This window comes from Mycobacterium asiaticum (genome assembly GCF_001673315.1).
Lineage (GTDB): Bacteria > Actinomycetota > Actinomycetes > Mycobacteriales > Mycobacteriaceae > Mycobacterium > Mycobacterium asiaticum_B.
On sequence record NZ_LZLQ01000096.1, the window covers coordinates 56618 to 71527 of the forward strand.

Annotated in this window: 10 protein-coding genes and 2 pseudogenes; 3 read left to right on the plus strand and 9 right to left on the minus strand. The window is 65.8% G+C overall.

All coding sequences use genetic code 11. The features are described from left to right. Window positions 1-414 (plus strand): Zn-ribbon domain-containing OB-fold protein, encoded by a 414-nt coding sequence (locus A5636_RS14905; protein WP_065159410.1) that lies wholly within the window; start codon window positions 1-3, stop codon window positions 412-414. Continuing rightward, window positions 407-1984 carry a fatty-acid--CoA ligase FadD1 gene (gene fadD1, locus A5636_RS14910; protein ID WP_065159411.1) on the plus strand — a complete coding sequence of 526 codons (1578 nt, stop codon included), beginning with the start codon at window positions 407-409 and terminating at the stop codon, window positions 1982-1984. Before A5636_RS14905 ends, fadD1 begins: the two co-directional genes overlap by 8 nt. Window positions 1985-2074: 90 nt before the next feature. On the opposite strand, the gene A5636_RS14915 is transcribed toward fadD1, so the two are convergent. From A5636_RS14915 to A5636_RS14940, 6 genes are all read right to left on the minus strand, one after another. Continuing rightward, window positions 2075-3325, minus strand: coding sequence for a cytochrome P450 (locus A5636_RS14915; protein WP_065159412.1), 1251 nt, complete (start codon window positions 3323-3325; stop codon window positions 2075-2077). Between the two features lie 65 nt (window positions 3326-3390). Continuing rightward, window positions 3391-5574 (minus strand): FUSC family protein, encoded by a 2184-nt coding sequence (locus A5636_RS14920; protein ID WP_065159413.1) that lies wholly within the window; start codon window positions 5572-5574, stop codon window positions 3391-3393. Beyond that, window positions 5571-7133, minus strand: a complete 1563-nt coding sequence (locus tag A5636_RS14925) for an alpha/beta fold hydrolase (RefSeq protein WP_253900599.1) — start codon at window positions 7131-7133, stop codon at window positions 5571-5573. Before A5636_RS14925 ends, A5636_RS14920 begins: the two co-directional genes overlap by 4 nt. 13 nt (window positions 7134-7146) lie before the next feature. Further along, entirely contained in the window at window positions 7147-7632 is a 486-nt protein-coding gene (locus A5636_RS14930; RefSeq protein ID WP_065159415.1) for a hypothetical protein, read from the minus strand. A 97-nt stretch (window positions 7633-7729) separates the two neighbouring features. Beyond that, the gene (locus A5636_RS14935; RefSeq protein ID WP_065159416.1) at window positions 7730-8428 is read right to left on the minus strand and encodes an LpqN/LpqT family lipoprotein; all 699 of its coding nucleotides are present in this window, start codon (window positions 8426-8428) and stop codon (window positions 7730-7732) included. A 107-nt stretch (window positions 8429-8535) separates the two neighbouring features. Next, window positions 8536-10911 carry a lysylphosphatidylglycerol synthase transmembrane domain-containing protein gene (locus A5636_RS14940; protein WP_065159417.1) on the minus strand — a complete coding sequence of 792 codons (2376 nt, stop codon included), beginning with the start codon at window positions 10909-10911 and terminating at the stop codon, window positions 8536-8538. A gap of 160 nt (window positions 10912-11071) precedes the next feature. Here A5636_RS14940 and A5636_RS14945 point away from each other — a divergent pair, with 160 nt between their 5' ends. Next, a complete protein-coding gene (locus A5636_RS14945) occupies window positions 11072-12013 on the plus strand; it encodes a class I SAM-dependent methyltransferase (protein ID WP_065159418.1) in 942 nt (313 codons plus the stop codon). A gap of 133 nt (window positions 12014-12146) precedes the next feature. On the opposite strand, the gene A5636_RS14950 is transcribed toward A5636_RS14945, so the two are convergent. The 3 genes and pseudogenes from A5636_RS14950 to A5636_RS27890 all read right to left on the minus strand — a co-directional run. Further along, the gene (locus tag A5636_RS14950) at window positions 12147-12833 is read right to left on the minus strand and encodes a TVP38/TMEM64 family protein (RefSeq protein WP_065159419.1); all 687 of its coding nucleotides are present in this window, start codon (window positions 12831-12833) and stop codon (window positions 12147-12149) included. 81 nt (window positions 12834-12914) lie between these two features. Beyond that, a pseudogene (locus tag A5636_RS27885) lies at window positions 12915-13946 on the minus strand (SEC-C metal-binding domain-containing protein); the annotation flags it as partial. Between the two features lie 86 nt (window positions 13947-14032). After that, window positions 14033-14828 (minus strand): annotated as a pseudogene (locus A5636_RS27890) (hypothetical protein); the annotation flags it as partial. Between the last annotated feature and the right edge of the window lie 82 nt (window positions 14829-14910).

Here is a 14910-nt window from a genome sequence, read left to right on the forward strand (position 1 = left end):
ATGCCAGAGCCGAGGCCGGTGCCGATGCCAGAGCCGACGCCGGTGTCCCGGCCCTTTTGGGACGCATTGCGCCAACACCGAATCCTGATTCAGTACTCGCCGTCCGCCCAGAAATACGTCTTCTATCCGCGCACGTTGACTCCGGGAACCTTGGCCGACGATCTGGAGTGGCGTGAAATCGACGGTGCCGGAAAGTTGTACACCTATACCGTCGCGCGGCGCCCGACTGGGCCGCCATGGTCGGAGCACCTGCCGCAGCTGCTCGCCGTCGTCGAATGGGACGTGGGTCCGCGTGTCAGCACCGAACTTGTGGACGTCGAGCCAGATGACATCCGCATCGGCATGCGGGTGGCGCCGGTGTTCTGCGATGTCGGCGACATGACGCTGCTGCGGTATCGGCCAGCCGATGTTTGAGACGGTTCAGCAGCTGCTGCGTTCCCGCGTGGACGATGCTGCCGTCGCGGTCCGGTACGGTGACCGGGCCTGGACATGGCGCGAACACCTCGATGAGGCCTCGGCGGAGGCGGCGGCACTGCTGGCGCTCGTTGACGCCCGGCGTCCGTTGCACGTCGGTGCACTGTTGGGAAATTCACCGGCGATGCTGAGGTCCCTGGCCGCCGCCGCGCTGGGCGGGTACGTGCTGTGTGGCATCAACACCACGCGCCGCGGCGCCGGGCTGGTTGCCGACATCCACACGGCTGATTGCCAATTGGTGCTCGTCGACACCGAGCACGCGGTCCTGCTCGAAGGACTCGACTTGGCCGGTGTCCCGGTTCTCAACGTCGACGAGGACGAATACCGCGATGCGGTGGCGTCGGCCCCTCCGCTGGTGGCGCGAGAGGTCACCGGCGCGGACCCGGTGACGATGATCTTCACTTCGGGCACCAGTGGTGATCCGAAGGCGGTGCGCTTCGCCCACGCGATGGGGGTGCTGTGCGGTGCGAGTCTGGTCGAGCGATTCGCGCTGACTGCCACGGATGTCTGTTATCTGGCAATGCCGCTGTTCCACTCCAACGGGGTGGCAGCCGGATGGTCGGTGGCGATCTCGGCCGGCGCGACAATGGTGCCGGCCAAATTCTCGCCCTCGCGGTTCCTGTCCGACATCCGTCGCTACGGCGTGACGTACATGAACTACGTGGGCAAGCCACTGGCACTCGTGCTGGGCACTCCCGAACAACCTGACGATGCCGACAATCCACTGCGTGCGGCCTTCGGCAACGAAGCTACCGAGCGCGATATCTCGGAATTCGCCAGGCGTTTCGGCTGCCGGGTGGTGGATAGTTTCGGGTCCAGCGAGTTCGCCGTGGTGGTGATGCGCGAGGACGGCACGCCACCGGGTTCGATCGGCAGAGGTTACCCCGGTGTCAGTGTGTATCATCCGGACACCGGAACGGAATGTGTGCCAGCGGTTTTCGACCACCACGGTGCTTTGGAGAATTTCGATGAAGCTGTCGGTGAACTGGTCAACATCCACGGTCCCGGCGGTTTCACCGGCTACTACAACGATCCCGCGGCCACGGGCGAGCGGATGCGTGGCGGCATGTACTGGTCGGGAGACTTGGCCTACCGCGACGCCGACGGTTGGATCTATCTGGCAGGGCGCACCGCGGACTGGATGCGGGTGGACGGTGAGAATCTCGCTGCGGGTCCCATCGAGCGAATCCTGCAACGCCTGCCGGCAATCAATCACGTTGCCGTGTACGCCGTCCCCGACCAGAGCATCGGCGACCAGGTGATGGCTGCCGTGGTGCTGAACAGCGGAGAGACGTTGACGCCCAGTCAGTTCGGTGATTTCCTGGCCGCCCAGCCCGACCTGTCCCCGAAGGCGTGGCCGCGATACGTACGAGTCACTGCGGCGCTGCCGCGAACGGCGACCAACAAAATCCTCAAACGCGAACTCATCCAGGCGGGCGCGACTGCGGGCGATGGCGTGCTGTGGCTGCGTGCTGGTCGTGGGCGGGAGTACCGGCCGGTTACCGATTAAGATCCAGCCCCGCGAAGGTGCGCACATGTACACCGACACGCTGCGAGCGCTGGCATTCTCGGCACGCTCACCGGCGGTGGACCGAGAAAGTCAGTGCGCGACAGGGCAACTGCTGCCGTACTTCACCTGCCAGTGCTTGATGCCGGTGATGAATGGCGACCGCAGCCGCTCGGGCTCGCCGATCGCCGTCAGGTCGGGCATGGTGTCGGCGATCGCGTTGAACATCAGATCAACTGTCATGCGGGCCAGGTTGGCGCCGATGCAGTAATGCGCACCGGTGCCACCGAATCCGACATGCGGATTGGGACTACGCAGGATGTTGAACGTGTTCGGGTCGTCGAAGACCTCTTCGTCGAAATTGGCCGAACGGTAGAACATCACCAACCGCTGGCCCTTCCTGATCTGCACGCCACCTAGTTCGGTGTCCGAAAGCGCGGTCCGCTGAAAGGCCGTGATCGGGGTGGCCCACCGGATGATCTCGTCGGCGGCGGTGCCGGGTCGCTGCGATTTGAACAGCTCCCACTGGTCGGGGTAGTCGGTGAAGGCCATCATCCCGTGGGTGATCGAGTTGCGGGTCGTCTCGTTGCCCGCGATGGCCAGGGTCACCACAAACATGCCGAACTCAGCCTCGGAAAGCCGGTGACCGTCCGCGTCCGGTTGGATCAACGTCGAAACGATGTCGGGGCCGGGATCTCTGGCCTTGCGCTCCGCCAATTGCATGGCATACCACATCATCTCGGCTGCCGAAGTCAGCGAATCGTGGTCGGCGAACTCCGGATCGTCGCTGCCGATCATCTGGTTGGACCAGTCGAACAACTTCTCGCGATCTTCCAGCGGCACCCCGAGCAGGCCGGCGATGGCCTGCAGCGGTAGCTCGCAAGCCACCTGCCGGACGAAGTCGCCGGACCCCTCCGCCGCCGCCTGCACGGCGATCTGTCGCGCCCGCTCGGTGAGATCGGCCCGCAGTCGCTCCACCGCGCGGGGCGTGAACCCTCGCGCGACGATCTTGCGCAGGCGGCTGTGTTCGGGGTCGTCCATCATGATCATCGAGGTCCGGCCGAGCTCGATCTGGGCTTGCGCCATTTCTTCCGGGTAGCGCGGCACGACGGACTTCTCGGCCGAGGAGAAGACGTCGCTGCGCAGCGAGACCTCGCGAACGTCTCGGTGCTTGCTCACCACCCAGTAGCCGCCGTCGCCGAACCCACCGTGACCGGGCGGCTGCTCGTTCCACCAGATCGGGGCTGTCGCGCGTAATTCGGCGAACTCCCGTGCCGGGATCCGGTGGGCATAGATGTCGGGATCGGTGAAGTCGAAGCCCTGGGGAAGATTCGGGGCGGCCATAAAAGATGGTAGTGACGCGGGGGTGCGGGAACGCAAGAGTTTCGCGAGAACTCCTGGCGATCTGCTCAGGATCGCGTGGCCGGCCCCCTGATCACGGCATCGGCATCGAGGTGGGTTGCCGACGCGACAATGGCCCGGTCGATCTGACGCAAGGGGTATAACAGCGACGGGTAGCTGCCCGGGGCGGGCGCCAAGGACTCAGCGGCGTCGAGGGCGTCGGCCGCGGAGGCGACAAAAGTCTCGTCCGCACCGTCGAGCGTGGCAATCAGTGCATCGATATTCCGCCGGATCTGCGCCGCTGCAGCGTTCACGGCATCCGCGAGTTCTTCCGGGCAATCCGGGTCCCGGTACTGCTCGCTGCGGCGCGCCAGGATTCGGGCGTAACGGTCGCAGGCACTGAACAGCCGCAGCCGGCGCTGGACATCACGCCGTCCGGCCAGCCCGCCGACGCCCGCCAACAGCGGCTTGGCGGTGGTCCGGATCTGTTGCAACGTTCGGTCCAGCTGCCGCGCTTGATCGGTCGGAGTGTCCGGCCGTCCGTCGTCGAACCCCGTCGCAATGGATGTGTCGATCAACTCTGACAATGCCGTCAGGAACTCACGCGTGTCGTTGCGCAGCGTCTCCCCAATGTTGGTGGGCAACACCAAGATCGCTACGACCACCCCGACGACGGCGCCGATCGCCGTTTCCTCGATCCGCAACACCAGGACGTCGAGACTGAACTGACCGAGCAACCCGTACAGCAACGCCAGCATCGTGGTGATCCAAAAGGCCATCAGGCTTTGGGTGACCTGCATGAAGTAGAACGCGCAGAACAGGCAGGCAAAGATGATTATCAGCGACACCGTGCGGTCGCCCGCGACCAACGTCGCGACCAGGATGCCGCACGGTACGCCCACAACCGTGCCCAGCAGACGCTGCCAGCCCTTGGTCAGGGTGTCACCCCAGGTGTTGGTGCCGGCGAACACTACGAACGCTGCGATCACCGCCCAATACCAGCGGGCCGGCGACACCAAGTCGCCGGTGACAATAGCCAGCGACGCCGCCACGGAGGCTTGGATGGCTTGGCGGGTGGTCGGCAGCAGCCCTCGGCGGCGTTCTTCTTCTTCGGGGGCGCCGTCGCCGTCGGGTTCCTTGACCGGCGTTTCGCCGATCGCGGCGCGCTCGATCAGGTCCCGCACTTCCGCAGTTGCTGTCGCAGCGGCGATTATCGCCAATGCCAGCCGACGGACAGCCGCCACGCCCGGCTCGTCCGAACCGGTAGGCGACGGCTGCGCATCGGCGACATCTTGCGCTTGACGCGCCGCGCTGCCAAGCCCCGCCGAATCGGGAAGACGGATGGCCCAAGCCAATTCGCTGAGCGCCCCCACCAGGGCGAGACGCGTCCCGGTGGGTACCTGGGCGACCACCAGTGCTGCGCGCTGCCCGGCGATCGCCACCCATTCCACCGCAAGTTCGGCGTCGAACAGCCAGGGCGTCAGCTGTTCCCCCTCGTCGCCCAGCCAGAGCGCCGCCGGGTTTGCCTTGTCTTCGATCTGGTCCTGCACCATCAGGGCGGTTTCATTGAGTCGGGAGATCCGCGTATGGAGCCGTCGCCGGCGACGCCGGTCGAGGCGGCCCGCCCGCAGCACCTCCGCCGTGGTGTCGACGACGATGGCCATCCGCGCCCGTAACGAACGAATGGTGGCTCGCAGCACGCGTTCTGGGCGATCCGGCAGTACGTACGCGGTCACCACGAACGTGCACAGCGTGCCCACCAGGATGGCGACGATCATCCATGCCAACTCGTGCAGGCCGGTATGGAGGAACAGCGTGAAGAAGTAGGCCATGAAGGCGACCATGCCCAGTGCGCGCCCGCGCGGCCCGAAGCGGCGGAGGTAAACGGCGATGAACACCACGACCACGAAGACGATGTCGCTGGCCAGTCGGTAGGGGGTGAGGACCGCGGCGGCGGTGCTGGCCAAGGCGGCGGGCATCGGTAGCAGTGCCATGGTGATCCGCTGCTGACGCGGGTCTGGCTCGTTGACAGACCGCGCCGCAATCATCGTGATCACCGCGCCCAGCAACGCCACAGTCAGCGGTTGCCGGGCCCAACTCGTCAGTGCGGACATCACCAACAGCGAGCAACCCAGCGCGAAGGTGGTGCGGACGGCCAACCGAAGCCGCAACAATCCCGGGTCCGAACCAACCGTCCAGGTGCGTGCGCGCTCATAGCGCGTCGTCAGCGATGCGGGGAAGACGAGAGTCATCCGTCGGGCAGGCTGAACGTTGGCATGGTGGTGGACGTGAGGCAAGACTGGTCGACATCGGTGCGGGGAGTGTCGAGGAACGCCGCCACGATCTTCCGGCCGCAAGTGGAAGTCGGTAGCACACCGTGGCCGACCCCGGGGAAGCGTAATGCCAGCGAGTTCGCGAGGCCCGGCGTGATCTCCCGCGCCCACTTCGGTGCGGTGCTGGAGTCGAATGCACCGGACAGGATCAAGGTGGGCACCTTGCTCAGGACTGGCAGGGTGTCCGCGGTGTCCGAACGGCCCAGCCCCCAGGCTTGGCATTCCCGAAATATCCAGCTGCCGGTCGGAGTGATCCGCAGTACCGAATCGGGTAGGCCGGGCATCGCCAGCCGTGCCTGAGACAGGGCCTGCTCCGGTGTAGTCCAGTCCGCCATCTCCTGGCAGTAGGTGCCCAGCGCCAGTCCGGCGCCCAGCAGCCCACGCTCCGGGCCCGACGGGGCGCTCGCGGCAATGCCGGCGCCGGCCAGCGCGCCGTCACCACGGGACAGCGCGAAGATCATCCGCGGAATGTCGACCACCTTGGCCGGGTTGGCGCTCCACTCGAGTACCAGTGGCACCACCTTGGAACCGTCGATCGTGACCCGGGTCGATTCGCCGGTCGGAGTCGATGTGGTGACTTCGAGTGGGGTCTGACTCAGCTTGTTCACCGTGTCCAGGAATGCCGTCGGCAGCTCGGGGTAGGCACCAGCGCACCGCGGCTGGTCGGCGCACGCCTGAAAGATCGCGGCAAGACCGCTCGCGGGCGCCTGCCACCAGTTGTCGACGAGGTTGAGATGCGGCGGGACCACCGAGTCCAACACCATCGATCGGATGCCGTCGGGGTGGTCGCGCAGGAGTTGCTGGGCCAGATCGGTGCCGTAGGAGACGCCGTAAACGTTCCATTCGGCGATATCCAACGCGTTCCGCAGGTCGGCGATATCGGCGGCGTTCTCCCTGGTGGTATATGCCGGCAAAGCCACTCCGGACGGTGACAGCCGCTTACGGCATTCCGCGACGGCGGCTGCGTCCAGATCCGCCGCCGCCGGCGTTTGGAAATCCAATTGCAGTGCGCGCGTGCTGAATTCGTCCATCTCCGGACAGCTCAGGTGCGGGTCGCTGTGTAACGTTCCGCGTTGGTTGACGAAAATGACGTCGCGTTCGGCATTCATCCCGGCCGCCACCATCCCGGGTGCGTTCAAGGTTCCGGCGCCGCCGGGGCCACCGGCCAGGAACACGATGGGGTCGGGTTTGGGGGTGCTGCTCGCGGCCTTGACCCTTGCGATGAGAATCCGGACGGTGCGGCTTTTCGGATCTTCGCGATTCTCGGGCACCGTGAGATATCCGCACGTGTAGCTGGGGCCCAGATCCGCCTGCGGTACGCCGGGGAAATTCGGTTGCGGACAGGGCGCACCGGTATAGAAAGTCCGGTCCGGTGGTCGATGGGAGCAGCCGGCCAACTGGGCCGCGGCCAGCACCGCGCACAGCAGACAGGCAAGCACCGTCCGCCGGCGGTGACCGTCGAAAAACTTTGTGTGCAACGAGTTTCGACCGCTAAGCCGAGGGGGTGAACTTGATCGCCGCCAGCTTGAGCCGGTCGATCGCTTCGCCGAATTCCTGCAGCGTCGGGATGCGGTCGTCACGGAATTTGAGTCCCATCATGCGCTGGGCGCGTTTGGGCCCGTAGGACTGCGCGCAGCGATGGTAGAGGTCGTGCACGGCCGGACCGTCGGGGAGAAGTTCGCCGCGCATCGCGGTGGTCTTCCCGCCGTAGCGCACTTGCGCCGGCGCACCACCCTTGAAGTTGTACTTCCAGGCGGCCCCAGCCAACGCGTAGAGGTTGTTGTCGATCACGTGTGCGCTCACCGGAATCGAGAATTGTTTTCCCGACTTCCGGCCGGTGAAGTTCAGCACCATGAGTTGCTTGCCCAGTGGACCGGCGAGCGGAGTTCCCAACAGGGCTTTCAACACCGGGTTCACGGCTCGGAGCAATGCCGACGGTGGATGCCCGATGTCTACCGGATACGACTGTTCTGTCATCCCAACACCGTAAGACCAAATGCAGTCTTGAGCGCCCGCAAAGCCCGAAACTGCTGCCGAGCGGGCCCGTTCTGCGGCGCTATCGGTCTCGAGCCACTCAGGGTGTGATGGTGGTCTGCTCGTCAATGACGTTCGTTGCGTCCATCAGCGGACCCATCTCGTCTTCCAGCGCGTCGGCGTTGATCTGCAGCACATACACCCCATCCGCACCCGGGATGACCACCGTTTTCTGCGCAACGGTCCGCCGCTTTCCGTTCTTGGTGTACGAACCACCGAACTGCCATGCCTTGAAACTCTGTCCCGGTGGCACGCCAAGCGTGGATTCTTTGCCGTTGCCGCTGCCCGCCTCGAATCCGGGCAGGTTCTTCAACTCGCCTGGGGCGTACTCGAGGATCTTGTTCGGGTCGACGTTGCCGGTGAGCTTGGACACCAGGGCCGCCAGTGTGGGCGGGTCGGCGGCGTCGGCGGGTTGGCCGTAGGCGAGGCCCCAGTAGGGTGCGCCACCCGGCGGAAGTGGTTGCCACCCGTTTGGTGTCGGAAGGTTGATGGTTGGGGACCCGGGATCGCCCGGATGGACCGGGGTCTCGGTGATGTGGTTCTCGACGATGTAGTCGGCGATGGTCTTGTTGGCTTGTGCGCCCGGTGTAGCGCTGCTAGTCGGCGCCGACGAGGTGACGGTGGACGTCGATGTGCTGGTAGACGTCGACGTCTTCGTCTCGGTCTTGGTCTCGGTGTGGCAGCCGGCGAGGGTCAGGCTGACCGCCACGGTCGCCAGTATTGCGGTGAAGTCTTTCACTTATCGCATCTCCCGAAATTCGGGCCCCCGGTTCCAGTACCAGCGACACCGGGACTGAGATTAGCCGAACTCTCAGTGATTCGCGCCACACAAGTTCGGCGGCGCGGTCAGACCATGTCGTTCTTGGTGAGCCAGCGCATCACGGGCCAGCCTACGAAGACCGGCAGCCAACACGTCAGTACCCGATACAGCAACACCGAGGGCACGCCGATGGCCGCGGGCACACCGAAGGCGGCGAGGCCACCTATCAACGCCGCCTCCACGGCGCCGACACCGCCAGGGGTCGGCGCTGCCGACGCGAGCGTCCCGCCCACCATGGTGACCACGGTGACGGTGACGAATGTGGTGCCCCCGCCGAACGCTTCGACGCTGGCCCATAGCGCCAACGCTGCGCCCAAAGTCGTTCCGGCACTGCCTAATACGATCAGAGCGAGACGCTTGGGTTCGCGAGCCAGCTCCACCAGGTCGCCGCTGACTTCCTTGAGCTTGGGGCGCAGTTCGGTGGCCAGCCACCGCCGCAGATTGGGCACCAACAAAAAGGTTCCGACGACGCCCAGTGCCACCCCGGCGATCAGGTATAGCACCGTGGCATTCGGGACGAAATGGGAAAGGTCGGTTGAGGTTCCCGCGACGGCACTGAAGAAGATGAGCAGCGCGACATGGACGATCACCTGAACTGACTGCTGCAGCGCCACCGCCGCGGTCGCGCGTAACGCGTTCAGTCCGCCCTTCTGCAAGAACCGGGTGCTCAGCGCCAGGCCGCCGACCCCGGCCGGGGTGGTCGTCGCGGCAAACGTGTTGGCCACCTGCATGATCGACAACTTCCAGAAGCTCACCAACCCGTCGGCACAAGCCCACAGGGCTGCGGCGGCACCGACGTAGGTCAGTGCCGAGACCGCCAGACCTAACAGTGCCCAAGACCAATTCGCGGTCCGCAGTTCGGAGAAGAACGTGGGTACCGTGCTGATGAACGGATACGCGACATAGACCAGTGCACCAATCAGCACCAGCTGAATGAACTGACCACGGCTGAACCGGGTGATGGTCGCGGACTCGATCTCTTCGGCGCCCGTTTGGCGCTTCACTTCTGCCCGGGCCGCCGCGATGATGCCCTTCGCGTTCGGCACCGACCGTCGGATTCGTTTCGGCACAGCGGATTTGGTGAGGCGGCGGCCCGCGGTCAGGATGGTGTCCTTGCCGAACACTTCAATTGCGGCTTCGACGGCGGACTGCGGGTCGTACAGCGCGGACGTCGTGACCAGCAGTTGGGCCATGTCGGATTGCAGCTGGGCATCGGTGGCACCGTATTCCGCGGCGCCGAAACCACCGAACCGCACCTGGCCGTCGGCGACGGTGATCTCGTTACAGCGCAGATCGCCGTGCGAGATCTGGTGGTCATTGAGGACTCGCAGCGACTCCCAGACCCGGGCGACCGGTGTGTCGCTTGCGCATTCGCCGAGCGGCGCACCCTGAACCGGTTCGTGCGCATACAGTGTCCAGCCGCGGTCCAGCACGCCGAGTGCGATTGTGGAAGTGTTGGCGACCCCCGTGTCGCCGATGGCGATGGCCATCAGGGCACGGTGTTCGACCGCGCGGCGCATCGAGGTATGCAGAGGTGCGGTTTCGGAGCCCCGCAATCGCAATTTCCACCACAGCTGACGGAGCGCCCCGCCGCTACGCTGATGCGGGCCGTACAACTCGACCGCCGCTCGGGACTCGGGATCGGTGGATTCGGCCGAGAGCATCAGTGGCCCGGGTCCGCCGGGCCGGACCACCACCAGCCGGGTGACCAGAAACCCGCGTTTGGCCATCGCACGCACGGCGCCGTCCAACGGGACTTCGAGTGCCGGGGTGCCGACCACCAGTACCACGAATGCGCCGACCAACCAACCGACGGCCAACCCGACCACTGCGCGCGCGGGCACGATGGCGCTGATCACCAAATGGATTGGTACGAAAGCCAGCAGCAGGGCCCACCACCAGCGCCGCCATCGCGCCGGCAACCACGGCCCGGACACCGTCAGCACCGCAGCGAGCATTGCGATCCAGCGCGGGTCATCCAGGAACTGCGCCGGCAACGTGGTCAGTCTGTCCGACAGGTCGAAGTGCCAGCGCGGTGCGGCGATGCGGTTGCTGCTGATCGACAACGGCACCATCGCCATCAGCGCCGCAGTGCCGTATGCGCCGAGCAGCTTCCACTGCCGGGAGAGGATCAGACCGATCAGAATCACAAACGGCAAGGCCAGAATCGCGATGCCGTACACCAGATACACCAGATCGGCTTGACCGGGAGTGAGCACCCCGACGATCTGAGAGATCGACTTTTCCAATTCGACCCAGCTTCGGCGGGTGACCAACGAACTGGTCACCACTGCCACCAGGGCGGCCGCGGCGAGCCCCAGTCGGATGAGGTCGTTGGTGCGCCGGGTGATTGGTTGCAGCAAGCTGCCGGTCACGGTGATGTCGCGCCCGTCGACTCGCATATGCACGGTTGTGGTCCTTCGGGATCCTTTTCGGGTGTCTCCCTCGGCTGTTCTACGACAACTTAACGTGCCGACGCCGCTAATCCTGGTCACGTAGTCTCGCGAGGGTGGTGTGCCGTGCACACCAGGACTCACAGGAGGACGCAGAGGAGGACCGAGCGTGACGCGGACCGATGACGACACCTGGGAGATCACCGAGAGTGTCGGGGCCACGGCGTTAGGGGTGGCCGCGGGGCGTGCCGCCGAAACCGAGAGCGAAAACCCACTGATCAGCGATCCGTTCGCGCGGGTCTTCCTCGATGCCGTCGGCGACGGGATATGGAACTGGTTCGCCACGACCGACCTGCCCGACGAGATTCTGCAAGCCGAGCCCAACCTGCCTCAGCAGATGCAGTTGATGGTCAACTACATGGCGTCCCGGACGGCGTTTTTCGACGGGTTCTTCCTCGACGCCACCCGGGCCGGGGCCAGTCAGGCCGTGATCCTGGCGTCCGGGCTGGATTCGCGGGCCTGGCGGCTGCCGTGGCCCGACGGAACGACGGTGTATGAACTGGACCAGGCCAAAGTGTTGGAGTTCAAAGCCTCGACACTGGCCGATCATGGCGCCGAGCTGACCGGTAACCGGGTCGCCGTCGCGGTGGACCTCCGCCACGATTGGCCGGCAGCGCTGCAGCAGGCCGGATTTGATCCGTCGATGCCGAGTGCCTGGTCGGTGGAGGGGTTGCTGCCGTACCTGCCCGCCGCCGCGCACGAGTTGTTGTTCGAGCGGATCCACAGTTTGGCCGCGGCCGGCAGCCACATCGCCGTCGAGGCGCCCAGTCCGGACTGGATGGACGAGGAGATCCGCGCGCGGCGACGTGAACGCATGGATCGGCTCCGCGGGTTGATGACCAAGGTGGATCCACAGCGCGAGCTGCCCCGTACCGATGAGCTGTGGTATTTCGAGGAACGCGAAGACGTCGGCGAATGGTTGCGCCGGCACGGCTGGGAGGCCGTCGTGACGCCGTCCCCGGACTTGATGGCCAGTTACGGGCGCGGAGTCCCCGAGGGAGTGGAGGACACTTCGCCGCGCACCCAGTTTGTCTCGGCGGTGCGCAGCTAGGTGCCCGCCGAGCTGATCGGGCCCGGACCGCACCTGCTGCCGACTGGCGGCGGAGCGGACTGCGTCACGAACCGAACGCGACCGCGAAAATGCGCGTCCACAACCGCAGTGTGGTTCGGCTTGCGACGGTAGGTCAGTGGCCGTGCTCACGCCAATGCCGGTACCCGCGCCGGGCGGCGAATACGCCGACGACGGCGGTCACGCACCACACCGCGATCGCCACATAGGTCAGGGGCGAGGAACCGTCGCTGACCGTCGCACCCAGCGTGGTGTAGACGAATGCCCGGGGCAGCGAGCCGATGAAGGAGCCAACGATGATCTGCCACAACGGAACTCCAAACGCACCGAAGGTGTAGCTGGCGAGTGCGTCGGACACGCCGGGAACGAACCTTTGAGCCACGACCGCCCACAAGCCGCTCCGATCGATCAGCGCGTCGATGCGCTCAGAGCGTTTCGGCCCCAGTAAAGCCCTGGCGCTCTCCCGGCCGGCGCGATGACCGATGCGGCTGGCGACGACCGCGGTGCCGACGGAGGAACCCAGCGTCACGAACAGGCCCACCACTGGACCGAAGAGCAATCCGCTGCCGGCGGCCAGCATCGACCCGGGTACGAATATCGCACCGAGTACGGCGGAGGCGCCGACATAGGCCAACGGCGCCAGCGGGCCCGTCGCCGCAACGGCGCGGCGCACCGCGTCCACGTCAACGACTCGCGCGACTCCTATCAGGTAAAACATGCCGAGCAGAAAGCCGGCGAAGACGACGAGTCGCACAATGTGGCGTCGTCGCGATGTCGGTGCGGGGCCGTCGTACTCGATCACGTTGTCTTGATTCTTCCGTATCGCGTCACCGGCAGAACCGCGCAGACGTCAGAGTGCGCTCCCGGGGCAGAGCGGGATCTCGGCGAACCGGCAACTGAGCGCGGCGACCAGTTCCGGCGCGTCGGGGCGGTTGTCCAGCAGGTCGATCAACGAGTCACGCTCATGCGGCGCAACCGGTTCGACACCGCCGAAAATCACCGTGTCATCGGCTGCAGGCACCACGCGGGCGCAGATCAACTGACCGGGCTCAAGCCCTCGACCGGCCGTTCGCTCACTGACGTCGTGGGTGTCGCCGGTGCGCACATCGCGCACGGTAAAGCCCTGGCCGGCGCGCACCGCCTCGATCTCGAACAACGATCGGTCGATCAGCAGCCACCGCTCGGCCAGCGCTCGCTCGTCGTCGGGTAGCAGTGACCCACGCATTCGAAGGAACTCGGCGAAGGCGCCGCCCTCGAACAGCACCGCGTCCATCACCAACGGATCTGACATTGCCGCCGCCGCTGCATCGCCGTCATCGTCGTCATATTGGCAGCGTGCGTAAGCGGACTCGATCAGCAGGTCGTTCCAACCGGCCATCGCCACATGCTGAATTGCCTTGCCGTACAACCACGTTGCTCGCGCAGCCAGCGGCAGGGTTTCGCGGTCGAGATGGCATTTCTTGTACTTGCGGCCCGACCCGCACCAGCATGCGTCGTTGCGTCCCACATCCGAGCGCGGCTGGGCACGGTGCTGTTCCAGCAGCTCTACCAGCGGATGGTCGGGATCGGCGCCCGCGCGACGCAGCAGCGCCAACCCGCGCTCGGCGTCACCGCGGTCGGAGGCGATGCGGGCCAGATCGAACAACGCCAATGGGCAGTCGGTATCCAGCGCCTCGGTGGCCAGCAACTCGCGTTCGGCGGCGTCTACTTCGCCGACGCGCTGCAGTGCGACGGCGCGCAGCCAGCGCACCGCCGCTCGGGCGGCGTGCGGCACCGTCGGTTCCAGCATTTCAGCCAACAGGCCCAGCGCAGCCGCCCCGGTGGGATCGACGTCGACGGTTTCGGCCACCAACAGCTCGGCCAGCAGTGGATCGGACAGGACGGCGCCGAACTCGCCGGCCAGTTCGACGGGCGACTCGGCATCATCAGTCACCACGGCCGAAAGGTCCTGCGGAGACCCTTCATGCTCACTGGTGTCGAACAATCCGGAGATGTGCTCGTACATCGCGATCAGCGTGCCGAGCCCAACGGCATCGTCGGGTTCCAAGTGGTGGCGCTCGGCCAGCAGTTCGCACCTACACTCGAATCGCCAAGCGGGGAAGTCGAATCCGCCACGCGCCAACCAGTCGCCGTCGTGCGCCAGACCGAAGTGGTCCAGCATCTCCTGCAGTGGCGACATCGGTTCGGTGAACACCGCCCGATCCTCGACGCATGCTGTCCAGACCGCCGCGGGAAGGAACGTCGGCTCGTCAGCTTCGAGCAGCTGTGCCAGCCGGGAACCCAATGCGGCCTCGGCGGCGCGGGTAGGCGTACCGATCAGCTCGACGTCCAGGCCCTGAGAGGACAGCCGCAGCCCGATCAGGTTCCCCTCGGCGGCACCCACCCGCTGCATCGTGCCCGGCGCCAGCAACAACGCCGAGCCGGAAAGCAGCAGCTCTTCCGGGATACCACGCTGCTCGATCAGCTCGTCGTCGTAACCGACAACCGCGAGCCTGACGGGCGAACCGTCACAGAGTTGGGCGTACTGTTCGAACTCGCAGAGCGCGGTGATCGGGTCCAGGTCGGGGGACACGGTAAGCATGTCGCGCGCCACCTCGTCCGCGCTCACCCGGTGGGTGAAGACTCGTCCGGCCAGTAGCGTCGGTAGCCATATCCATCGATCGTCCACCAATTGCCGTGCCGGACAATGAATTTCAATCCTGAGCGCAGTCAGGACGGGCTCCACGTCGGACACGCCGGCGTCCCGTAACCGACGCGCAACGTCGTGCTCGGGCAACGGTCCGTGTTCGGCCAGCATCGCCGCAATGGTCTCGACCGGACTCAACGACTGCAGCACGGCAACCACCCTAGGCGCGCGGGCGGAATCCGCGGCCCGGCAA